The organism is Paenibacillus sp. FSL E2-0201 (assembly GCF_037963325.1).
GTDB lineage: Bacteria > Bacillota > Bacilli > Paenibacillales > Paenibacillaceae > Paenibacillus_AQ.
The window spans coordinates 5,192,489-5,216,119 of the sequence record NZ_CP150154.1; the positions used below are offsets into that span (position 1 = coordinate 5,192,489).

The following is a 23,631-nucleotide window of genomic DNA, read 5'->3' on the forward strand; positions in this document are numbered from 1 at the left end:
CTTACGTATTGCCTGCCTCTTAAGGCTGGATCTGCACTCTCGATTCTTTATCCGGATCATCAGTTGTATAGTAGAACATATATATAGTAGCTTCTGTACCTTTGAAATCCTTATACACATCAATGGCCTTATTGTTTCCATCCCCCGCGAAATTGACGGTTATCGGTTTACCTAGAATGCGCTCTTTACCCAGCCCGATATGTGTCTGGTTAATTCCACCGAAGCGTGCATCTTCACTCCCAGTTTCTACGTAAAGATCGGATCCCTGCATATAGTATGTCCACTTCACCGGATACCCGCTGAGTTGCTGGATAATCGTCTGTTTCTTTTGAGAGATATTCGTTAAAAGCAGCGGTATTTTGTCAGCATTATTATTGGTGATTTTATAGCTGCCATGCTGAGTCACCTTATATTTAGCTACAAAGGTAATCGGAGTCTCTTGCGTAATTTCAAGGTCAACTGGCCGTTCGAAACGAAGCACTGTCAGCTCTGGCTCACCTTCTGGAGATCTCCATAAATTTCCCTCAAGCGTCTTGCCTGCTACTTCAAGAGTATACTTTTTATAAGGGAAGCTATTGTCTATATCTTTACTTCTAACAGTGACTCGAATTTGAGTAGGCGACACAATCATATTCTCAAGTGTATAATCAGTTTCACCTACTTCAAGCGGCAGATTAAGACTCGTTTTTATCGTCCCGCTTTCCATCTGCTTTTTGCTTAATTGAAGATCGAATGAAAGTGGTCCATTAACATCCTTTTCTTTCTTCATATATTGCAGCTTATAAGTCATTTGACCGCCGGAAACATCCTCCGCTTTAAAGTATTGCTGCGCTGTATACTCCCCTTTTTCTCCTGGTGTACCGAAAGTACCTCCAGGCAGTGAGTTTATGAGCGTTCCGTTTTTGTAACCGACAATATTTGGATAAGCCCAGCCTTTGGCTTCCGGCTGATCAAAAATGATCGCTGAAGAGAATAACATTTTCTCTTGACCTTGGGTAAACGGCTTCACCTCTATGCTGCGCATCCCCTCCTGTTCAATAGGGAAGCTCTGTGTCTCCTGCGAATGGAGATCCAGCGGTAAATCTAACTCCTGCGTGCTAAAGGCATTCAGATTATCCGCAACCAGCTCCACATTCACGGTGTCCCGTTTGGGTGTCCATTCACTTTCGAAATAACCGTTATAAATTTGGTTTTTCTCGTCCCAGTTCAGATAGTTGTACGCTTCAGAGCTGTTCGCCCCCTCAGTTCCTTTTAGCGTCATCTCATTCACACGCCAAATTTCATTGTCCTGTCGTTGTCCAACATCCAATGTGAATAAGATGACCGTCCGATTCTCATCCACGATGGCTGTATGTAGCTTTAATGTTACTCCACCCTTCGTTATCGATTGATCCAGCTTTTGGCCGAGATTTTGTGCCAGAACGGCTTGAATTCCACCTCTTCCATGGAGCATTGTATCCCAATTATAATGAACTGCCGCATACACCGGCGCCGCCGCTAGAACTACTGAGAACGATGAGACAAGTGCTATTTTACTCCAGTTTCTCCCCCGTTTCTGGTTACTGCTACTCATCCTGGCGTGAAATGAGGTTGTAGTGTTATGTTCAATTCTCTCCCACATGCTTTCAAAATCAGGATATGTTACACTTTGACCCTCATTTAACTGATGCTCCAGCATATTCTCCAACTTTTTCATAAGATTCGCCCTCTTTCCGTTCAATTTGAACCCCAGCCTCCAGTAAAATTCTCCGCAATACCTTTAACCCTTTATGCAGCCTTGATTTGGTCGTCCCGAGCGGGATGGATAGCAGGTCTGATACTTCAGCCAAGCTGAAATCATGCATATACCTAAGTGTAATCACCATCCGAAGTTTGACAGGGAGCTGACTCAAATATTTCGCCCATTCCATGGTCGTCTCCCGTTGTTCAATCAACCGATCTACAGCAATTTCAGGAGATTTTTTAAATAAATAAAGATTGTCTGAGACCTTTTGCTGTAAAGTTCGCTTCCGTTTCAAATGATTCAGGCAATGGTTGACCGTTATTTTCATAATCCAAGCCTTCATATGCTCTACGTTCTCACGATTCGTACGAAATACAGTAATGAACACATCCTGAGTCAAGTCCTCCGCATCAGCCGCGTCATGCACCATATAGTAGCAGGTCCGATATACATCCTTGTTGTAGGCTTCGAATAACTCTCGGTTAGTCTCCAAATCTTGCGCCCTCCTTTCTTTACTGTGATATCTATATGACAACCAGTCTTTGGAAAAGGTTCGTTTTTCTGAGCATAAACTATAGAGGCTGGTAATAACAGATGAAAGATAGCAATTATACTCGCAACACAAAAAGCCACTCCCCATAAATCTGAGAACTGGCTTTCCTTTATATTTTCCACTAACAGCCTACAAAAATTAAATAATATTCATAACCTCTCGTGCTTGTGTATCTAAATCCTGGGCTGAGGAAGAAATATTCTTAAAATCATCTAATGCTATTTGAATCTGCTGTTGACTATCTTCTATATTTTCTTGTACCTGGTTTGTTCCTTTGGAGATTTTATCGATTTCCAGCGTGATGGCATCCACACTATCTTTTACTTGAATGATCGAATCCTGCACCATGGAGGATAGCTTTCGAACTTCTTTAGCAACCACGTCAAAACCTCGCCCAAACTCCCCGGCATGTGCCGCTTCAATAGCTGCATTAAGCGCTAATAGTTGCGTTTGCGAAGCAATATTACGAATAGTTTGTACAATCCCCTGAATCGATACCGCTTGTTTCTCCAGATTAGCTAGAGTCTGTGTATTTTCGATTGATACTTCAGCAATTTTGTCGACGCTCTGCAACAGTTCCTGACTACGTTCAATGCCTTTCTCGGCTCTTTGATTTAAGCTGTCCGACATCTCTTGCATCCGCTGTACTACGACACTCATGTTATTTTGTCGATCCGTGATATTAGTCGCAATCTTAGATACGCCAATGACTTGTTCATTATTTTCATCAAAGACAGGCATATAGGTAGCTTCCAGCCAAACCACATTTCCTTTTGCATCCATACGTTCAATTTTATCCTGATAACTTTTTCCTGAAAAAAGATCCTGCCAGAACAATTCATAGCCTGGACTATTTACAAAGTGAGAAAAGCAAAATTGTTTATGATGCATCCCATACATCTCTTCTTTGTTATACCCCATAGAACTAGCAAAAACGTCATTTACATAAGCCACTCGTCGATCAAGATCGAACCTTATTATAGCTAAATTTCTTTCTAAAGACCGGACGACAAGCTCATCGGTAACTCCTTGAGAATATACCATTCCCATATAATAATTCCTCCTGGATATCTATATGTTATTCGCGTCATCTTGAAGTATATTTCAACAATTATACGCTCTTATTGCGCAGAGAGAAATACATGATTGTTATTAAAATAAATTGAATCCGTGACTAAAAAAGACTCCAGGAGAGTGATCTCTTATATGTACATTTCTTTATTTCTTGGACCCGTAATCCCCCATCTTGATTCCCCACACTGAATCCTTTTGATGAGCTGCGTCTTCTTTTAAACTAGGGAGTCTTGCATCCAGTGGACTATGTCGTTCCAGATACATCACAAAGGCCTGACGAAGCCCAATCTCGGCATCCAGTTTATTAAGTTCGCTCGGGTGTTTCTCCATCTCTGCTAATTCTACTTCCCAACGGTATAAATCGCTTGCCTCAGATCGCTCCAACCGAACTTTTTCAGTCAGCTCCCGCAGCTCACGGTAAGCTTGTTTAACTTTTGAAGAATAGAGTTGCTTCTGATTCATAATAGTTAAGCATGCGATAAGCAGCGCTAATCCGGTCCACAAAATAACGTTATCCATATTTTCCCTCCAGCTTGGGCTATTCTCCTAATTATACACACCAGAACGCAAAAATACCCCACAATGTGAGGTATCTTTCTTAACTTAGTTCCTATTCTTTTTTCATAATTTCATGCAGCTGACGTTTGTCTGCTTCCAGCGCTCGAGCCTGTGCTTCGATATCCTCTAAATCAGCCTCTGCTGCTGAGAATTCCACGTCTTCTGCCTTCGCCTCGTACAGCATTTTCATCTTCTCGGTCTTTGAGAATATTTGTGAGTTCTCTCTATCCATAGTATCGTTATTCTCCCTTCGTCTTATTAATGAAGTAATTATTCAAATCATCCCGCCCGCTTCTTCAATTAAGCGTAATGCCTGATCATGGGACTCTGAATGCAAGATCACCGTAAGTAAAATATCTCTACCCGTCGGTCCTCCATCTCCGCCATGACTCATCCCGCTCGCGCTGGTATCCGCAGCAGCTAGTATCCCTGTGTGTGCACGCTCAGCAGTCAGGGAGTCCATTCTGGCAACATTGCCTGTCACTGGGTTTACCCCTGAGCTAAAGCTCGTGCCTCCATATCTACTGAAGCGATCAATGGAGATTTCAATGGCCCGAAGTGCACGGAGTTTACGAGCAACACCCTCTGCTTCCTCAGGACTTTTAAAATAAGCCAAAATAGATCTTTCCGACATCTTATCCCCGCTCTCGCTTGAAATTCAGATATCTGTTGCATTCCTTTATATTGTCTTCCTTTCGCTCGTTTTATGCCTTTTTTTTCTCATATTCCACTAATCTACTAGGAATTCGACATTTTCTTCAATTCTTCCCTGCAATATAGTACTAAAGTTGTATATTCGATTTGAAGTTATAGCTGTAGAATAAATTTAATTTTCATAATTTTTTACATTTTACGTTGAGGAGGAGAATTACAGATACACACTGCAATATAAAAATTCATTTTGGGAGGATGAACTTATTTGAAACATACCTTAAAACACTCTATTCAAAGATTTGGTATTGGGGCGGCGAGCTTCGGACTGGCTGTTTCTGTCCTTTTTCCATCCGCTGCATTTGCGAACTCATCCCTTGAATCATCAACTAACCTAGTTAATAATGTACAATCTCAAAGTGTGACCCCTCATAACTACGCGGGTGTGCTCAAAGGTTCAGCACCAGTATCCGTAATTGTGGAATTAACTAATAAACCAGTCAGTGTGTATGAAAATGAGGCTAAAACTTCTTCTTTGCGATCCTCAGTCTCCTTACAACGCAGTAAAATTATCTCCGAGCATAAAAGCTTTATTTCCTCAGCGCAGAAAATAGATGCCGACATCGGTTTTGAATACAGTGAAATTTTTAACGGATATTCCATTACTCTGCCAGCCAATCAAGTTAACAAGCTGTTAGAGCTTCCGGGCGTTGCAGCTGTTTATCCAAATGATGAAGTCCATGCGTTAGCAGACAGTGTTGAGGTAGCAACTTTGCCTGTTACACGTTCTTACTCGGACAGCGGCAATCTTATAGGTGCAGATAAACTACATGCATTAGGTTACACAGGAGAAGGGGTACAGGTAGCGGTTGTCGATACTGGCATCGATAAAAATCACCCTTTATTAAAGGATAATTATAAGGGGGGGTACGATGCCTATGATCAGGATAATGATCCGTCAGAAACACCTCCTGACGCTAACTTCCCTCCAAAAAATGGTAGCCCATATGAAACCTCGCATGGCACTCATGTAGCCGGTACAATATTGGATGTTGCACCTGAGGTGGATTTGTACGCGTATCGCGTACTTGGCCCTTACGGTTCCGGTCCAACAGCGGTTGTAATCGCGGGTATTGAGAAAGCGGTCGCTGATGGAGCCGATATCATTAACCTTTCCCTGGGCTCTGATGTCAACCAAAGTTATTCCGCAAGTTCAATCGCGATAGACAACGCCATAAAATCGGGCGTAAATGTTGTTGTTGCCGCCGGTAACGCTGGACCGGATGTAGGAACATTAGGCGAACCTGCTGGATCTCAACTTGCACTTAGTGTAGGTGCTTCTACTACCCCAGTGAATACCCCATTCTTTGATATTGGCGATGTTAAAAAAATTCCAGGGACATTAGCCAGCTACTCCCCGGAATTAATTGAAAACATTGCCGGCAGTAAAATTGCTTACGCTAAGCTTGGGAGTGCTGCCGATTACAAAAATCTGGATGTTAAAGATAAGGTAGTGCTTGTCGATCGAGGCTCACTGAGCTTTTTAGACAAATCTCTTCATGCCAAAGCGGCTGGTGCTAAGCTACTATTGATTGCTAATAATGAACCCGGTGTAATTACCCCTACCCTTGGCGCGCCTGGAGATTACATTCCTACCTATGGAATTAGTCAAGCGGATGGAGATAATATAAAAGCTCAATTGGCTGCTGCTAAAGATATAATCAGTTACTATATAGCGCTTGAAGTAAATCAGTTAGCTAATTTTAGCTCTGTGGGTCCTGGGATGCCGGATTATCTAATCAAACCTGATGTTGTTGCGCCAGGGGTCAATATCAACTCGACGATTCCTAGCTGGACTGGGGATTACGAACATGCTTATGGCTTAAAAAGCGGAACCAGTATGGCAACCCCACATGTTGTAGGAGCTGTCGCTTTGCTACTGAGTGAAAACTCTAACCTTAAGCCAAATGAGATTAAAGCATTGCTGATGAACAATGCGGATCCTATCTTTAAACGTAATGGAGATGCTTACTCTTTGTATCAACAAGGTGCCGGATTAATTAATTTGGAGAAATCAGCAAAAGCTGAATCTATTGCTAAAGTCGGGGAGAGCTTAATTAGTGGTCTTCCAGGTACTGTAGAAATCCCTTATTACACAGGTTCCTTGTCCTTTGGCCTGCTCCCAAAAGGGGCTAGCGTAACGAAATCAGTTTACGTAGAGGACTTTAAAGGGATTGGATCAACCTACACGCTATCCACCGAATGGCTTACAGAAGCGCCTGGTGACATTAGTATTGAAATTGCACCAAAGAGTGTTACCTCCGGTGTAGACCAATATGCACAATTTAAACTGAAGGTATCTGCTACGGCAAAAGACGGTGCATATGAAGGCATCCTGTTCCTAACCTCTGATACAGAAACTCTTCGTCTTCCCTTTAATGCACTTGTTGGCGATAAATTCAATTTAGCGCCTGTTAATCAACTTTCTTTTGAAGATCCACAGATTTCTCCTAATGGGGATGGACGCTTAGACGATACCACCTTTACCTTCTCTGTCAATGAAGAACTGGATGGCATAAGTTTTGTAGCCTCTTCAATAGATGCTCCTGCGACAGTTTTAGGTGCAGTTTATTCTGATGATGAAAAAGTCTATCGTGGCGTGTACGAAATTACAAATTGGGATGGAACGTTAACAGACCTGGAGACCTCCGCCAAGTCCACTTTACCAGACGGTCACTACTACATCACTCCTGTGCTTCCCAATGGGCAGTTGCTCGAGAAACAAAAGATCATGTTCACAATTGATACCGAGAAGCCTTTAGTTTCCGGCATCACACTTGAGGAGTACGAACGTGAGGCGCCAACCGATCCTGGTGCGGCAGAAATTAGTGGGTTCATTGATGATGACCTAATGGCCTATTATATTTCTAATACAAAACCTATTGGAAACTGGTTTACCGTGTACGCCGAAGGTAAACATTATGATGGAAATACTTATAAATTCGGTGGAGTAATTGCAGGTAATGGTGCTTTTTCCATTGACGTTCCGGTTAACGAAGGGCTTAATGAGTACAAAATCTATGTGGTTGATAAAGTAGGTAATGGCGCGGACGACGATGATTATGCTCAGCGACTTCTTTATAGCACAGGGGATGGTATTTTCAATGTAAATCCGTCTCTATCTGCAGCCACTATTGATTTGGGACAGCCGGTAACCGTTGATCTAGGGTATTCCGTGACTGATGAGGTTTATGGCGTCTATGGGGCTTCATTCGCTGTCATCTACGATGGTTCTCTCGAAACACCAGCGATCCAGCCAAGCGTACAACTGGCAACGTATCAAGAGGAGAATTTCTATGGTGTTCCACTTACAGAATTCTCAGAAACCTATAAGCTAGGAGACGGCCGAAAACTGACACAGTATAGCGTCAATCTGTCAGGTGGTGCTTATCACGGCTCCGGCTCACTAGGCAAAATAACCTTCAAACCAACAGTAGAAGGAGCCTATTCCTTCGAGCTGTATGATGTGCAGATCTGGAATGATGCTACAACATCAACAATCCCATCAGGTGTGAGAACGGTAAGCGTAACTGTTAACACACCTGAAACACCGAAACCAACACCAACACCTTATTCGAATGTACCTACGGCAACCAGTGCTCCCGCTTCTGGAATCGCATTGAAATCTGGGAAGCTAGTAGAGACTGCAGATCCAGCAGGTGGCAAGTCTTCAGCGGTGTTCAACATCTTAGACACTGCATTAGCAAATTCGATCCAGAATGCAAAAGATAAAACTTCTGTACTTGATCTTAGCGATGTAAGCTTCAATAAATATAGTCAAGTTGTTGTTACTCTTACCCCGGCCCAAGCCGAGCAGTTAAAGAAATCGGAGAATGCACTCCGCCTAAATGGTAGTGGGTTCAATGTACTCATTCCAGCGGCGACACTTCCGGATTTCATCAACAGCAACGGCTTAACCCTTACGATTAGTCTGACCGATGCGGGCAACACAGCAGTTTTAGCAGGTAGCTCAGCAGCATTAAATATCGGTTCTTCCATTCTCACCATCAGAAATGGTTGGACAACTGGAAAGCCGATCATCCTTCAGCTTAATCTAAAAGCCGCCAGTCTTCATGATGCTCGAAAGACTGCCGCTTATGTAGAATCAAAAGATCGTAAATGGTCCTACCTGCAACCTGGTTTTATCACTAAAGATGGTATTCTTCAGTTTAGCGTTACTGGTGATGGTTCTTACAGCGCAGCATCCAGAAATATAAGCTTTAAGGATATTGGCACACATTGGGCTCAAACCGATATCGAGGTCCTTGCTGCCCATGGTATCATTGCTGGCAAAGGAGCCGATGGCAGCTTTAAGCCTGCCGACACCTTAAATCAGGCAGAGCTTCTAACGCTCTTCGACCGTCTACTTGGAAAAGGTGACACTTGGAGTACTCGCATCAAAGAAAGTGGATCTCGTGATGTGCTAACTCGCGAGGAAGCAGCTCTTGTCATCGCTAAGGCCCTTGGTGCTGATCTTACAGTAGCCAAGATACCTTTAAGCTTTAAGGATGCCGACAGCATCGCTGCGGAAGCACGTAACGCCGTAGCCTATGCTGTAAGCAAAGGTTATCTAAAAGGTGTTACTGCGGACAACTTCAATCCACAAGGTACTCTGACTCGTGCACAAGCAGCAACGATTCTAAGCCGAGTGCTTGAGGATCTGCGTTCTTCGAACAACATCTAGTTGCACTTTAAAAGAAAGCCCCAGCAGCCAATTGAACTGACCCCAAAAACTTGGATATTTAGTGTATTAAGCTGCCTCCAAGGACTGTAGCCGGTATTCTACCGGAGACAGTCCTTGGAGCTTTTCTTTGGTTCTTCGGTGGTTGTAATAATGCATGTATTCATGAAGTTGCTCGATGAAGTCTTCCATAGACTCGAAAGTTTGAATATATAAAAGCTCTGTTTTTAGGATTCCGAAGAAGTTTTCTATGACGGAATTATCCAGACAGTTCCCCTTTCGGGACATGCTTTGAGCGATCCCGTTTTTCGCAAGGCGGTGCTGGTACTGCTTCTGTTGGTATTGCCATCCTTGATCAGAATGAAGGATGAGCTCATGTACCTCTGGGAGCGTCTTGCACGCCTCTCCGAGCATATCCATAACCATGGAAAAGGTTGGCCTAGGGGAGAGAGTGTAGCTGATGATTTCCCGGTTATACAGGTCCATGATGGGCGAAAGGTATAGTTTCCTGCCGAAGAGATGGAACTCAGTTACATCCGTTACCCACTTCTGATTTGGAGCATCTGCCTTAAAATTTCTTTTCAAGAGATTTGGTGCAATCTTTCCGGGTTCCCCTTTATACGAACGATACTTTTTCCTACGAACCATACAATGAAGTCCAAGTTCCTTCATTAACCGCTGGACGGTTTTATGATTGACACGGATTGTTTTACGGACTTCTCGGGTCAACGTGCGATAACCGGCTCGGCGTTTTAGTTCACCATTAAATAGACGTTCCATCTCCGCCTTAACTTCACTGTATTTGTCTGGCTTCTCCCACGTCTTAACATGATAGTAATAGGTACTGCGGGGAATCCCTGCGATTTTGACAAGCTCTTTCACGTTGTATTCCTGCCTTAGCTCGTATATTACATGAGCTTTGTCGTCGTTCGTGATGCGTTTTTCTCCTGAACTAAGGCATTCAATTTTTTTAGGTAAGCGAGCTCCATTCGCAGGGTTTGATTCTCCTTGATTAACGCTTCTATGGACCCTGTAGGGGGTTCTATTTCTATCTGAACCTCTTTATTGGCAACACGACCTCGACGCTCCACATAGAGCCCAGGAGCCCCCTCTTTCAGATATATCTGTTCCCACTTACGGACGGATCTGTCTGGTACGTCATGCTTCTTAGCGGCTGCCTTATAACTCAAACGGTTATTGCGCATGTCTTCGACGATGCTTTGCTTCTGCTCTCCAGAGTAGGTCCTCTTGGTATTTTTTACAGCTATCCCCTCAGCACCATGCTTGGAGTATGCAGCAACCCATTCATTTACTGTGGTGTGACTCATTCCATGTTTACGCGCTGCCTCATTCTCTGATAGCCCATTTTCCAGCACATCCTTGACCACTTTCAACCTTGTATTTCCATTAAATTTCACCATATAAAAAGAACTGCCCCCGTTTCAACTGGACTATTATAACATGTGTCCAAGTTTTGGGGAGCAGTTCAAATGGCTGCTGGGGCTTTTTCGTCTTTAGGTCACATCTGCGTTTCCGAGGCAGCCAGCAAATGACCCTAAACGCAGTCGTGATCTCACGGTTATGGGTTACGTTCTGCATTAGCAAGCAGCCATGACCAAAAAAGCAGAGCAGCGATCCCCAAATAACGGGAGGATCGCTGCTCTGCTATATTATTTATTCAATTAATGAAGTTAGAAATATCAGTCCCCGCGGAACGCACGCTTCACACGATCAAAGAAGGATTGCTCATGCTCATGTGTGTTTTCTCCATTAAGAGAGGCGAACTGTCGCAACAAATCTTTTTGCTCATCATTCAGCTTGCTAGGTGTCACAACAATGACTCTAACATGCTGGTCCCCTTGGCCAGATCCACGTAGACGTGGAACACCCTTGCCTTTAAGGCGGAAGAAAGTACCCGTCTGAGTTCCCGCAGGAATCTTCAGCTTCACTTTTTCCGTTAAGGTAGGGATCTCAATCTCATCGCCAAGTGCTGCCTGTGCAAACGTAAGTGGAACCTCGCACATAATATCGTCGTTCTCACGTACGAAGAAATCATGGGATTTGACACGGATGACAATATACAAGTCTCCAGCAGGACCACCGCGTAAGCCGCCCTCGCCTTCGCCAGTCATGCGAAGCTGTGCACCGTCATCAACTCCGGCAGGGATGCGCACATGGATCTTACGTTGCTTCTTAACTTTACCCTGTCCGCTACAAGTCGTACATTTTTCCTTAATAATCTTACCTGTACCACTGCAATGCGAACATGGACGACGATTACGCATCTGTCCAAGTGGCGTATTCTGTACGAATTCCTGTTGCCCACTACCATGACAAGTGGAACAAGTCTCTGGTTTAGTACCCGGTTTAGACCCGGAGCCGTAGCAGGTATCGCAAGTTTCCGTACGTGGAATAGTAATATCGGTTTCCTTACCGAATACCGCTTCCTTGAATTCAATGGTCATCGTATACTGCAAATCCCCACCGCGCTGTGGTGCGTTAGGATCACGGCGTCCTCCGCCACCAAAGAACATATCAAAGATATCGCCTAGTCCTCCGAAGTCGCCACCGCCGCCTCCGAAGCCGCCCATACCTTGGTTAGGATCAATATGGCCATATTGGTCATATCTAGCTCGTTGTTGACCGTCGCTAAGAACATCGTAAGCTTCTTTTACTTCTTTAAACTTAGCTTCAGCATCATCTGCTTTATTCACGTCAGGGTGATATTGGCGCGCCAATTTCCGGTACGCTTTCTTCACCTCATCGTCTGAAGCATCTCTACTGAGGCCAAGCACTTCATAATAATCGCGTTTATCTGCCACTGCTTTCACCTCCGTACGTTACATACTCAAATTCCTAATTACCTGTCAAAGAAACCATTATACGATAAAACCCTAGGATCTGACCATCCAGTTCCAGCAGATGTTTATTCTTACAATATCAGAAGGCGCATTCGCGAAGAGTGTGCAAACTGATATTACAAAAGGAAAGTCAAAACACGGGATGACCCGGTTTTGACCTTCCCTTCTTAACTATATAAGAATTTATCAGTTACGTCCTATACACTTATCGTTTAAGGTTACCCTTGATTCTTATCTTCGTCAACAACCTCATAGTCAGCGTCAACTACATTGTCTTTCTTAGGAGCGCCTTCAGCGGCTCCAGCGCCACCTTCAGCACCTTGCTCTGCTTGAGCAGCTTGTTCGTACAGCTTCATGGACAACTGTTGTACAATCTCAGTCAATGCTTCTGTAGCTGCATTGATTTCTTCAAGATTGTCAGTTTCAAGTGCTGCTTTCACTTTATCTTTAGCTTCGTTTGCTTTTTCAACTTCGGAAGCATCAGCTTTATCACCAAGATCTTTGATCACTTTCTCAGTAGAATACACGAGTTGGTCAGCACTGTTCTTCGCTTCTACCAATTCTTTACGCTTACGGTCTTCCTCAGCGTGAAGCTCGGCATCCTTCATCATTTGTTCTACTTCTGCGTCGCTCAGACCGCTAGAAGAAGTGATAGTGATCTTTTGGCTCTTGTTTGTACCTTTGTCTGTTGCAGATACATTCACGATACCGTTGGCATCAATATCGAAAGAAACTTCGATTTGTGGTACGCCGCGTGGTGCTGGTGGAATCTCGTTCAGCATGAAGCGTCCCAGTGTTTTGTTGCCGTTCGCCATTTGACGCTCACCTTGTAGCACGTGAATCTCTACGCTAGGTTGGTTGTCAGCAAAGGTCGAGAATACTTGGGATTTACTTGTAGGAATTGTAGTGTTACGCTCGATCATCTTCGTGAACACGCCACCTGCAGTTTCGATACCGAGGGAAAGCGGAGTTACGTCGAGCAATACAACGTCCTTAACATCACCAGTCAATACACCCGCTTGAACAGCAGCACCAAGAGCTACAACTTCATCCGGATTCACACCTTTGTGTGGATCTTTACCTGTAAGCTTCTTAATTGCATCTTGCACAGCAGGGATACGAGTAGAACCACCAACCAGAACGATTCTGGTAAGGTCTGCAGGTGTCATACCAGCATCAGACAAAGCTTGACGAGTTGGTCCCAAAGTACGTTCTACCAGACCAGCAGTAAGCTCATCAAACTTCGCACGAGTTAAGTTGATCTCTAAGTGTTGAGGTACTCCGTCTACTACAGTGATGAACGGAAGAGAAATAGTAGTTGTCAGTACGCCCGACAATTCTTTTTTCGCTTTTTCAGCTGCATCTTTCAAACGTTGTACAGCAGATTTATCTTTGCTCAGATCAATGCCTTGTTCTTTCTTAAATTCAGATACCAGGTAATCCATAACCACTTGGTCAAAGTCATCGCCACCAAGTTTGTTGTCACCGCTTGTAGCTTTTACTTCAAAGAAGCCGTCGCCCAATTCCAGGATGGATACGTCAAACGTACCGCCACCAAGGTCATAAACAAGGATAGTTTGATCTTCGGATTTCTCCAGACCATATGCCAAAGCTGCAGCTGTTGGCTCATTCACAATACGCAAAACTTCCAAGCCTGCAATTTTACCTGCATCTTTAGTAGCTTGACGTTGGCTGTCATTGAAATAAGCAGGAACTGTGATAACTGCTTGAGTAACAGTTTGGCCAAGATATGCTTCTGCATCGGATTTCAGCTTTTGAAGAATCATTGCTGAAATTTCTTGTGGAGAGTAGTCTTTACCATCAATGCTTTCTTTGTGGTTCGTACCCATATGACGTTTTACCGAACTGATCGTACGATCAGGATTAGTAATCGCCTGGCGTTTAGCTGTTTCACCGACGATACGCTCGCCGTCTTTCTTAAACCCTACAACCGAAGGGGTTGTACGTGCGCCCTCTGGGTTTGGAATTACAACGGCTTCGCCGCCTTCCATTACGGCAACGCAAGAGTTCGTGGTTCCTAAGTCAATACCGATAACTTTACTCACAATAATTTGCCTCCTCTTAAGGTATATGGAGCATACGCTCATTTTAATTTTAAAAATACAAGCATAAATGCCTTCGGCGTCCTTATTTAGGACGATTAGCGTTTAAGCGAGAAATATAAGGATAATATATAGCGTGAAACTTATACTTTCTTATATTTTCAAAAAAAAATCCGATTGGTACCACTGGTGGACAGAAACTGCCCGTCCTATATTGACAGACTACATGCTGACTTTGACCATAGCAGGACGAAGAACTTTATCTTTCAGGAGATATCCTTTTTGGACTTCTTCTGTTACGATACCCTCTTCGTACTCCTCGCTCTCCACCTGCATGATAGCCTGATGGTATTCAGGATTAAAAGGCTGTCCTACTGTTTCCATAGCCGTAAGCCCCTCGGACTTCAATACCCCATCCAGCTGACGGAAAATCATATTAACACCCTTCACAAAAGCTTCGGACTCAGGGCCACTAGGAGTAGTGACTAAAGCACGCTCGAAATTGTCCAGTACTGATAGCAGTTCAGTCACGAGCTTGGAGGTGGCATATTGAGCCAACTCTTCTTTCTCCTTCTGAGTACGACGACGGAAGTTATCGAAATCAGCCTGCGCACGCAGCGCACGTCCTTGATATTCATCAGCGAGATCCTGCAGACGTTTTACCTCCGCACCTGTGTCTGAAGCACCTTCACTAACTTCCTCTGCCGTAAATGAGTCGGCTTTCGAAGCTGCATCAGCCTCAGGTTCCTCATTTATCAAATCATCTTTGAATTCATTAGCATCTTGAACTTGTTCCTTTTTCAAGTTGTCTTCACCTCCTTAAAATCATTCACGTAATCAATGTTGACTCTGTTCACTTATACCAGTGTGCCAGCATCGCTGTCAAATCTCGGGATAAAATGCCCAAGATCCCCATCACTCTTGCATATTCCATTCGTGTCGGTCCAAGGATGCCAATGCTTCCCAAGGCCTGCCCATCCAGTGAATAAGTGGCGGTGATCAGACTGCAGTTAGCGAACGCTTCATGATTGTTCTCCGTCCCTATTCGGACCTGAATACCTGTGCCGCCTGTTGTAGGGGCCAGCATTTTGAGCAATGTAGGCGTCTCTTCCAGCAGATCAAGAATGCTCTTCACCTTGTCAACATCCTTGAACTCAGGCTGTGTAAGCATATTCGTGGCTCCACTGAGATAGATACGCTGCTCTTGATCACTTTCCAGCGCAATGTCCAGCACTTGCATTAATTCTTCATAATGTGAGATGTGACGCTGCATTTCCTCGCCAAGCTCGGAATACAGCCGAGTCTTCAGCTTATAGAGTGGTACATTGACCAGCTTACTATTCAGTAGGTTAACCACTTTCTCCATCTCGGAAACGGAAATCTCCGGTGGAATGTTCACCGTACGGTTCTCAACTTGCCCCGTACTTGTAACGATAATCGCTACAGCGGTTGTATCATCTAGCGGTAACAACTGAAAATGACGCAATGATGTATGAAAAACCTCCGGTCCCAGAAGGATGGAAGTGTAATTCGTCATATTGGAAAGAATCATCGCCGCATGTTGGATGACCTGCTCCATCGCATTCAGCTTCTCGGCAAAAAAAGCGCGGATCGTGCCCATCTCTGCCGTTTCGGCGGAATTCCACGGTACCAGATGATCCACATAGTATCGGTATCCTTTATGGGAAGGTATTCTCCCTGCCGATGTATGAGGCTGCTCGAGATAACCCAAATCCTCAAGGTCAGCCATTTCATTTCGAATGGTCGCAGGGCTGTACCCTACATCCCCCCGTTTAGAAATGCTGCGAGACCCTACTGGTTCTGCCGATGAAATATAATCATCTACAATTGCATTTAGTATCATTCTCTGGCGATCAGTTAACATGTTATCCCCTCCTACCCGGCTATTGGCTCCGATTCGTTAGCACTCGACTCAGATGAGTGCTAACCACTAATACAAAAATACCAAACTGACATTGACATTGTCAAGTCAGTTCAGCATCTTAAGTACTGCTATTTCATCGCAGGCATGCTGCTTTTTACAATTCACGCAATCTGTCCATACCTTTTCGGGGAAAATCTCTTTCTCGACAACTTCGAATCCGTTTCTAAGAAAGAAATCTACGGCGTAGGTTAGTGCCATGACCTTAGGGATTTTTTGGTTTCTGGCTTCCTCCACCAGCTTTGCCAAAATCATAGAACCTATTCCTTTTCCTTTCCCCTCGTCATTCAGGCCGATCGAGCGAATCTCTACGAGATCACTCCCGAGCTTGAAGAGCGAACCGCAGCCTACGAATCTACCCTCGATTTCCGCAATTACAAATTGATCGATCTGGCGAGTCAGCGCCTGCCTGGAACGGGGCAACATGATACCGCGCTGTGCGTATTCTTCTATCATCAGATACAACGGCTCAACATCTTCTACCACTGCATTTCTACAAATCACCTGTGCATCTCCTGCTGGAGACGAATGGCGGATCATTTCCGTCTTGGCAAGCACTTTAATTCACCCCTCTGTTGATAATATGAATAAATATACAACAGAGTGAATTACAATTCAAGGGGTATTTTAAAATTAAACTTCTGTCAGCGCGCCTACAAATTCTGCGAAAACATCGTTACCAAAAAGGATCCCTTGCTTGCTGAGCCGGTACGTCCCCTCTTCGTGTTCAAGCAGACCCGCATGCAGCATCTTATGCAGGGATTTCGCAAATACATCCTCTATCGAACGCCCAAATTGCGCCTGAAATGCCGCATTAGAGACACCTTCATGCATACGCAAGCCAACCATCATAAAATCCTCCATCGCTTCTGCTTCAGTGATTGGGTATGCGTCCAATCGTGGCAGGCCTTTACGTGTAGCTTCAACATAAGGATTTACACCCTTAACATTAATATGTCGCTGACGACCCACATATCCATGTGCACCTGCGCCGAGACCATAATAATCTTCATTACGCCAGTAAGTGATATTGTGACGACTCTCCATGCCTGGTTTTGCAAAGTTACTGATTTCGTATTGGTTGTAGCCCGCTTCCTTCATAGAAGACATCAACAAGAGGTACATTTGCAGTTCATCTTCTTCATTAGGTAGAGGAAGTTTGTTCTTATTAAATAGGGTGTGAAAAAGAGTGTTCTCCTCCACCTTCAAGCTGTAAATAGAATAATGGGGTAAATCTAGCTCAAGCGCTTTGCGAATACTTTCAGCCAGCATCTCCACCGTTTGGTTCGGCAAACCAAACATAAGGTCAACCGACAGGTTGTTAAGTCCTACTGCACGAGCATTCTCCAAGCTGCGGTATACATCATCAACATTATGAATCCGGCCAATGCCCGTCAGGAGTTCGTTCTGAAACGCCTGAACACCAAAGCTCACCCGATTCACGCCGCCTTCTTTCATAACCGTCAACTTATCTTTATCCGTAGTTCCCGGATTTGCTTCCATAGAGAACTCGATATCTTTATCCCAATTCGGGAAATGTGTGCGAACAGATTTTAGAAAATAAGCCATCTCATCGGGTTTCAGTACAGTTGGAGTACCTCCGCCGACAAAGATCGTTTTGATGACACCCGGTGGGGTGTTCTTAACGGTCTGCTCCATTTCTCGATCCAAGGCTTCGAGATAATCCATAACCGGCTGATCCTTGAGAACGTAGGAATTAAAATCACAATAAAAGCACTTATTGGTACAAAAAGGTATATGAATGTACACGGCCTCAGGGGGACGGCCATTAGTTTTCGTAGTCATTAGCTGTCTCCTTTATATAAAAATATCGTTTGACTAGTGTAATCTAAAAAACAAGAAAAGGGAAGCCTGACGGCTTCCCTTCGAGGGGCGATCATTTATAAATGATCTCTATTTTAAAATACAAAAAAGTATATATATTTTGTATTTCTCGCAGAAACGGATACCGTCTATGTAAAGACGGCTAAGCCGCTTCTTCTTAATATATCCGCATTTCCACGAGTTCTGCACGTTCTCCTCCGTTAGTTTCATGAATAACGATCCGAACAGTGTCCGTAAGGACAGGCTTATCTAAACGATGTACGTTCTTCCGGCGATGATTGTCTTTGACGCGGAACATGACTTGCCACACGCCATCAATGAGCAACTCTACATCGTAAGCCTTTACTAGTTCAGGAATCACTAGAAATGGCGTTTCATGGTGATGTAGGTTGATAAGATCCTCATTAACATCATCGTTAAAAGTAAAATGAATTTCAGAGACTGAAGCAGCATCCGGGAGACGCGCCTCTACCCACTCCGTTCTACCAGCAGTCATCGGCTCAGAAACCCAGCTATGTGGCCCTGCAAAAGGTCGAACATACCCGTCAGTGACTTTGGATGCAGCATATGCGGATGTTTCTACCGCAAAGCAGAAATGCCTGCGTACAAGCTGTTTCATGCTCCACTCCATCACCGGCTGATCTGGCTGATGATCCTCCAGCGCTGAATCGACTACTGGTTTAACGCCTCGCTCAAATGTAATAACACCTGTGATTGAGGTTTCTGAGATATGCAATTGAATATGCTCATTAGCTCGAATAATAGCGAAGATATTACATTCGCCGATTGAACTCCACTGCTCCTCTTGTACCGGAACATCAATCCATTGCTGCTCTCCAGCTTGTACTAATACAACATCAACCTGTCTACACTCTGCTGGAACGTAATTTTCCGCACGCCCAGTCGTCCATAGCTCAACCGTCAGCTCTGACTGAGTACTTGCTGACACAAGCAGCTTCAACCCAAGGATATTTCCTTCAACCGGAAACAATATTCCTACGTCATGAGAAAGCTCATAAACTTCAGCTGGACGATCCAGTAATATGCCTTTCATCGTACTGGACGCATGAATCTCACTATTTCTCGCGAGGTCTAGCGGATCTTCGTTGCGCAATCCAATAATCGAAGCATCTTGCTTTAACATCACCTGTTGCAATTCATGCATATGCTGATTGCGAATTTCACGAGGGGTTACACCTTTGATGACGGATAATGCTGCACCTGCTCCAGCCGCTTCACCCATGATCGCACAGGTCGCCATGACGCGTGTTGTTCCAAAAGCCACATGAGATGCGCTGATATTCCGACCCGCGAAGAGTAGATTTCGCACATTTTTCGAATAGAGCGAACTAAATGGAATATGATAAATCCCATCCGCATGCAGATGTTTCGAGCCACTCTCTTCTGCGTACATCCCTTGCGGTGGATGCAGATCAATCGACCATCCTCCGAATCCAATCCGGTCTTTAAATTCACGCTGCGCAAGAATATCATTTTGCGTTAAGATCGTATCGCCAATAAACCGTCTGTATTCACGTTTACCCGGAATTGAGCCAACCCACTCCAGCGTCATATTTTCGGCATCAAAATGACCTGAGTTTTTAATGTAATCCCAAATCCCATAAATAACAGAGGATAGCTCATCACGTATACGTTCATTCTCATCCACTGTATCAAGCTCACCACCCCACTCAATCCACCAGTAGTGACACCCTGAATCTCCACTCCGAATGACCCGCCGGATCGGGATCGACGTTGTTGTAATATCCTTCGCGAACGATGGAGCAACATAACGTACCGATTTTCCTGTATCCTGTGTATAAAACAATAATGTACTGCCTAATGTAATGTTATCAGGCACTTCTGGTGCCCATTCCTCATTAAATTCATGGCGGGCTTCACGTCCTAAACGGAAGTCAGCTCCTGCTAGGAAGCCAACCAAACCATCGCCCGTGCAATCGATGAAAGCCTCACTCTTGAACGTAATCAACCGCTCAGATCCCATCATCCAACCAATCACACTGCGAATCGTCCGATCCTCTGCCTCACCTTCCGCTTCCACTTCGCGTACATCGGTATTTAGGAACAGGCTGATATTCGACTCTGCCTTCACGGCTTCGAGTAAGGTTAGATCCCATAAGTATGGATTTCCCTCCGGGTTCCGGTATTGATTCTCGATGAATAACTCACCCATAATGCCTGTCTCACGTGCATATCGATTTACACCATGTCCTGTTGCACCACATACCCATACCCGAACCTCTGAACTCGAGTTACCACCAAGTACAGGACGGTTCTGCACTAGTGCTACCTTTAACCCTAGGCGCGCTGCAGCGATCGCCGCGTTCATTCCTGCAAGTCCACCACCGACCACTGTTACATCGGATTTAACCGTTTCTGTTCTCATGTTAGTACCCCTCCTATAGTTAGCCTTTCACAGCCGAGCTGGAAATCCCTTGAATAATGTATTTCTGACCCACAAAGAAGATAATAATCATTGGAATAATCGCAGCCGATGAAGCAGCCATCATCCCGTTGTAGTCCACATTGTTCTCAAGAATAAAATTCTGCAATCCAAGCGGAATGGTATATAGTTTAGGGCTTTGCAAGAATACAAGCGCATTCTCATAATCATTCCATTGCCAGGAGAAATCGAGAATAGCAAACGTTGCTATTGCTGGCTTCGCTAATGGCAGAATTAAGCGGAAAAATATCTTATAATGCCCCGCCCCATCCAAAAAAGCAGATTCCGTAATTTCCTTAGGAATGCTCATAAAGAACTGCCGAAGCATAAATACACCGAAGATTGAGAACATGGCGGGTAGGATCAGCGCCCAATGCGTATTGTAAATCCCAACCCAGTTAAACATGATAAACTTTGGAACAAAAAGCACCTGAGGTGGAACCATCATCATGGATAAATATATGACAAATAGTCCATCTCGACCTTTGAACGAAGTACGTGAAAATCCGTAAGCGGCAAGGGCAGATAGAAACACAGCCCCCACAGTTCCAATAATTGAAATCTTAAGTGAATTTAAATAATACGGAACAAAATCATGACTTCCTGTCCACACCCGAATATGATTGCTCCAGTTGAGAGATGAAGGCAGCCATTTGTTAAACACCTCGGCAGGTGTCTGAAAGGATGTGCTGAGCATCCATAGGAAAGGCACAATCATAAATAGTCCTAGAACAAACATGATGATCGTTACTGGCAGTTTCACCTTCATGTTTCCTGCTTTTTCATTCATACCGCCTGCTCCTTTAAATTATGGTTTCGGGGCCCCCTGCAAAGCTTTACTTTGTGGGATCATTTAGTAATGAACCCAGCGCTTTTGGCCGATCCACTGAATGACTGTAATGACGAGAATGACGGCGAACAAGAACCATGAAATGGCTGAAGCGTATCCCATATCGTAATAACTGAATGCTGTTTTATAAACGAATAGTGATAAGACCGTCGTACTTCCGCTAGGACCTCCAGCCGTAATGGCTTGAATAATCGAGAACGATTTCATCGTCATAATTAATCCGGTAATCATTAATAAAAAAGTTGTGGGACTAACAAGAGGCCATACAATTTTCCATGTTGTTTTGAATGTGCTTGCGCCATCGATCCGGGCAGCTTCCAGCTGTTCTGTCGAAATTTCCTGTAATGCAGCTAAATATATGATCATATTGTAGCCAAGCATCAGCCAGATTTGTACGATATCAATGGCATACATTGCGGTTTCCGTATCCGCAAACCATCCTGGCGGCGATGTTATGCCAATCCAGCGAAGCATTTCGTTGATGGGTCCCTGTGAAGGCTGAAATAGCAGCATCCAGACAAATGCAACGGCTACTCCACTGGAGATATACGGTAGGAAGAACATTCCACGTAATACGCCTTTAAGATACACACTGCGGTTTAGAAATAGCGCTACAATAAATGCGAGCACCATCGATACTGGAACCGATATCAGGAATATCACCGTATATTTGATCGAGGCATAGAAATTATCGTCATGGAACAATCGTTTGAGATTATCCAGCCCAGTAAATTGCCAATTCGGATTTGAAAATTGATAATTCGTAAACATGAGGACAAAGGAATAGATTGCAGGAATAATAAAGAATAAGAGAATACCAATCATATTCGGAAGAATAAAGGTCATGCCGATCCAGCCTTGTCTGTCCATCCAGCTTCTCCGCTTCACGGTATCGCCGCCTTTCGTATGCTGAAAAATGGGTACACGAAAGAGAAGAACGAAGAAATCTTCCTCCTTCTCTTTTTGTGCTAACTATTTCATTATTTCAATAACTCTTGCGAACGGGTTTGCATATTCTTCATCGTGGTTTCAATATCTTGCTTATTTAAGAAGTATTTTTCATACTCTTCTTTACGTGCATCAATGGCTTGTTGAGTTACATTTAGCTGGAAGGACGGGAATTTGCCGAATACAATTTTATTCATTGAATCTGTATCATATTTGTCTTCCACACCCTTCATGAGAAGGCTCATTGCTTCCTTACTATCTACACTCTTAGAGGCTGGAATACGACCACCGCTTGCCATTGGTAGCATACCGCCATCCGCATACCATTTTGCGAACTCCCAAGCTGCGTCCAGGTTCTTGGATTTCGCATTAAGAGAAAGCATGTCACCCACACCGCCCGAATATTTATAATCCTTTTGATCTTTATTCACTTTTGGAATAGCGGCGAACGCGGTTTTGAAATCATGCGGATAGTCTTTCAAGTTGTTCGCATTTCGGAAAATAAACTCACCTGCTGCCAGCATTGCCGCTTTGCCTTGCAAGAACATGGTGTCAACCGGCATTTTACTTGTCAGTTGCTCGCCATATTCCGGTGTGGATTTGTCCACGAACATCATGTTATGCAATATTTCCAGGTGTTCTTTCCATAGATCATTCCCAAAGTTTGAAGTACCATCCGCCTGTTTCACACCCATTCCAGCAAGCGTACCGTCCATCGTTGTTGAGAAGGAGGAATCTGCCTGCAATAATCCGTACACACCAGGCTTCGTTAGCTTCTTCGCATACTCCTGAAGATCTGACCAGGTCCAGTCCACCGCAGGAATCGGTAATCCTGCTGCATCCAGCATATCTTTGTTCAACCACACAAACGCCATGTTTTTCTTTGTAGGAATCCCATAGTACTTATCATTGATTTTCCACATTGCTGCGTCCTCGCCGATCTGGCTGTCGATATCATAATCTGTCTTCGTGCTTAGATCCAAGGCAACGCCTGCATCCATACGTTTCTGTAAATGAGCAAGATCGTAGTTCATGAAAAGGTCTATGTTTTGATTGGTCATCAAGGCAGTATCCAGCTTTAAGTTTCCAGCATCATCATTTACATTACGGATATACTCGACTTGAATGTCTGGATGATCTTTATTCCAGTTATCAATTACAGCTTGAGGCCCGGCTTCTGCCGGAACTGCCCCCCACATCGTAAGCTTTATTTTCTCCTTTGCTGTTTGTCCATTTGCACTGCCCTGCGCATCATTACTTCCACTAGTACCACAACCAGCCAGCATCGTACCTGCTAATAAGACAGAAAGCACTGCAGGATACCACTTTTTCTTCATCGATATCTTCCCCCTTGGAAG

General features: G+C 44.2%; 18 protein-coding genes. 1 reads left to right on the plus strand and 17 read right to left on the minus strand.

What is annotated here, in order from left to right; all coding sequences use genetic code 11:
• Positions 1-19: 19 nt before the first annotated feature.
• The 6 genes from NSU15_RS23485 to NSU15_RS23510 all read right to left on the minus strand — a co-directional run bounded on the left by NSU15_RS23485 (position 20) and on the right by NSU15_RS23510 (position 4,542).
• A complete protein-coding gene (locus NSU15_RS23485) occupies positions 20-1,696 on the minus strand; it encodes a DUF4179 domain-containing protein (RefSeq protein ID WP_339287719.1) in 1,677 nt (558 codons plus the stop codon).
• On the minus strand, positions 1,656-2,216 hold the full coding sequence (locus tag NSU15_RS23490) for an RNA polymerase sigma factor (protein WP_076117343.1): 561 nt from the start codon (positions 2,214-2,216) through the stop codon (positions 1,656-1,658). Before NSU15_RS23490 ends, NSU15_RS23485 begins: the two co-directional genes overlap by 41 nt.
• A gap of 198 nt (positions 2,217-2,414) precedes the next feature.
• Positions 2,415-3,326 (minus strand): methyl-accepting chemotaxis protein, encoded by a 912-nt coding sequence (locus NSU15_RS23495; RefSeq protein WP_339287721.1) that lies wholly within the window; start codon positions 3,324-3,326, stop codon positions 2,415-2,417.
• 168 nt (positions 3,327-3,494) lie between these two features.
• A complete protein-coding gene (locus tag NSU15_RS23500; protein ID WP_339287723.1) occupies positions 3,495-3,869 on the minus strand; it encodes a hypothetical protein in 375 nt (124 codons plus the stop codon).
• A 91-nt stretch (positions 3,870-3,960) separates the two neighbouring features.
• A complete protein-coding gene (locus NSU15_RS23505; protein WP_042130382.1) occupies positions 3,961-4,140 on the minus strand; it encodes a YfhD family protein in 180 nt (59 codons plus the stop codon).
• Positions 4,141-4,182: 42 nt separating this feature from the next.
• Positions 4,183-4,542, minus strand: coding sequence for a hypothetical protein (locus NSU15_RS23510; RefSeq protein WP_339287725.1), 360 nt, complete (start codon positions 4,540-4,542; stop codon positions 4,183-4,185).
• Between the two features lie 285 nt (positions 4,543-4,827).
• On the opposite strand from NSU15_RS23510, the gene NSU15_RS23515 reads away from it, so the two are divergent.
• Positions 4,828-9,303: a S8 family serine peptidase gene (locus NSU15_RS23515; RefSeq protein WP_339287726.1), complete on the plus strand. Its 4,476-nt coding sequence runs from the start codon at positions 4,828-4,830 to the stop codon at positions 9,301-9,303.
• A gap of 66 nt (positions 9,304-9,369) precedes the next feature.
• On the opposite strand, the gene NSU15_RS23520 is transcribed toward NSU15_RS23515, so the two are convergent.
• The 11 genes from NSU15_RS23520 to NSU15_RS23570 form a co-directional block, all read right to left on the minus strand.
• Positions 9,370-10,721, minus strand: a protein-coding gene (locus tag NSU15_RS23520; protein WP_339287280.1) for an IS3 family transposase whose coding sequence is annotated in 2 segments (ribosomal slippage) — positions 9,370-10,265 and positions 10,265-10,721 — 1,353 coding nt in all. Because the reading frame shifts where the segments join, the coding sequence is not laid out codon by codon here.
• A 279-nt stretch (positions 10,722-11,000) separates the two neighbouring features.
• Positions 11,001-12,122 carry a molecular chaperone DnaJ gene (gene dnaJ / locus NSU15_RS23525; RefSeq protein WP_339287728.1) on the minus strand — a complete coding sequence of 374 codons (1,122 nt, stop codon included), beginning with the start codon at positions 12,120-12,122 and terminating at the stop codon, positions 11,001-11,003.
• A 257-nt stretch (positions 12,123-12,379) separates the two neighbouring features.
• Complete coding sequence (gene dnaK, locus NSU15_RS23530; protein WP_042130388.1) at positions 12,380-14,227, minus strand: molecular chaperone DnaK; 1,848 nt, start codon at positions 14,225-14,227, stop codon at positions 12,380-12,382.
• A gap of 219 nt (positions 14,228-14,446) precedes the next feature.
• The gene (gene grpE / locus NSU15_RS23535) at positions 14,447-15,028 is read right to left on the minus strand and encodes a nucleotide exchange factor GrpE (RefSeq protein WP_339287730.1); all 582 of its coding nucleotides are present in this window, start codon (positions 15,026-15,028) and stop codon (positions 14,447-14,449) included.
• A 49-nt stretch (positions 15,029-15,077) separates the two neighbouring features.
• On the minus strand, positions 15,078-16,109 hold the full coding sequence (gene hrcA / locus NSU15_RS23540) for a heat-inducible transcriptional repressor HrcA (RefSeq protein WP_042130390.1): 1,032 nt from the start codon (positions 16,107-16,109) through the stop codon (positions 15,078-15,080).
• A gap of 105 nt (positions 16,110-16,214) precedes the next feature.
• The gene (locus tag NSU15_RS23545) at positions 16,215-16,706 is read right to left on the minus strand and encodes an N-acetyltransferase (protein WP_339291445.1); all 492 of its coding nucleotides are present in this window, start codon (positions 16,704-16,706) and stop codon (positions 16,215-16,217) included.
• A gap of 93 nt (positions 16,707-16,799) precedes the next feature.
• A complete protein-coding gene (gene hemW / locus NSU15_RS23550) occupies positions 16,800-17,972 on the minus strand; it encodes a radical SAM family heme chaperone HemW (RefSeq protein WP_339287731.1) in 1,173 nt (390 codons plus the stop codon).
• Between the two features lie 196 nt (positions 17,973-18,168).
• Entirely contained in the window at positions 18,169-20,418 is a 2,250-nt protein-coding gene (locus tag NSU15_RS23555) for an FAD-dependent oxidoreductase (RefSeq protein WP_339287732.1), read from the minus strand.
• Between the two features lie 19 nt (positions 20,419-20,437).
• Positions 20,438-21,265 carry a carbohydrate ABC transporter permease gene (locus tag NSU15_RS23560; protein WP_076284811.1) on the minus strand — a complete coding sequence of 276 codons (828 nt, stop codon included), beginning with the start codon at positions 21,263-21,265 and terminating at the stop codon, positions 20,438-20,440.
• Between the two features lie 63 nt (positions 21,266-21,328).
• Entirely contained in the window at positions 21,329-22,213 is an 885-nt protein-coding gene (locus NSU15_RS23565) for a sugar ABC transporter permease (protein WP_231573337.1), read from the minus strand.
• A gap of 92 nt (positions 22,214-22,305) precedes the next feature.
• Positions 22,306-23,610 (minus strand): extracellular solute-binding protein, encoded by a 1,305-nt coding sequence (locus NSU15_RS23570; RefSeq protein ID WP_339287733.1) that lies wholly within the window; start codon positions 23,608-23,610, stop codon positions 22,306-22,308.
• Between the last annotated feature and the right edge of the window lie 21 nt (positions 23,611-23,631).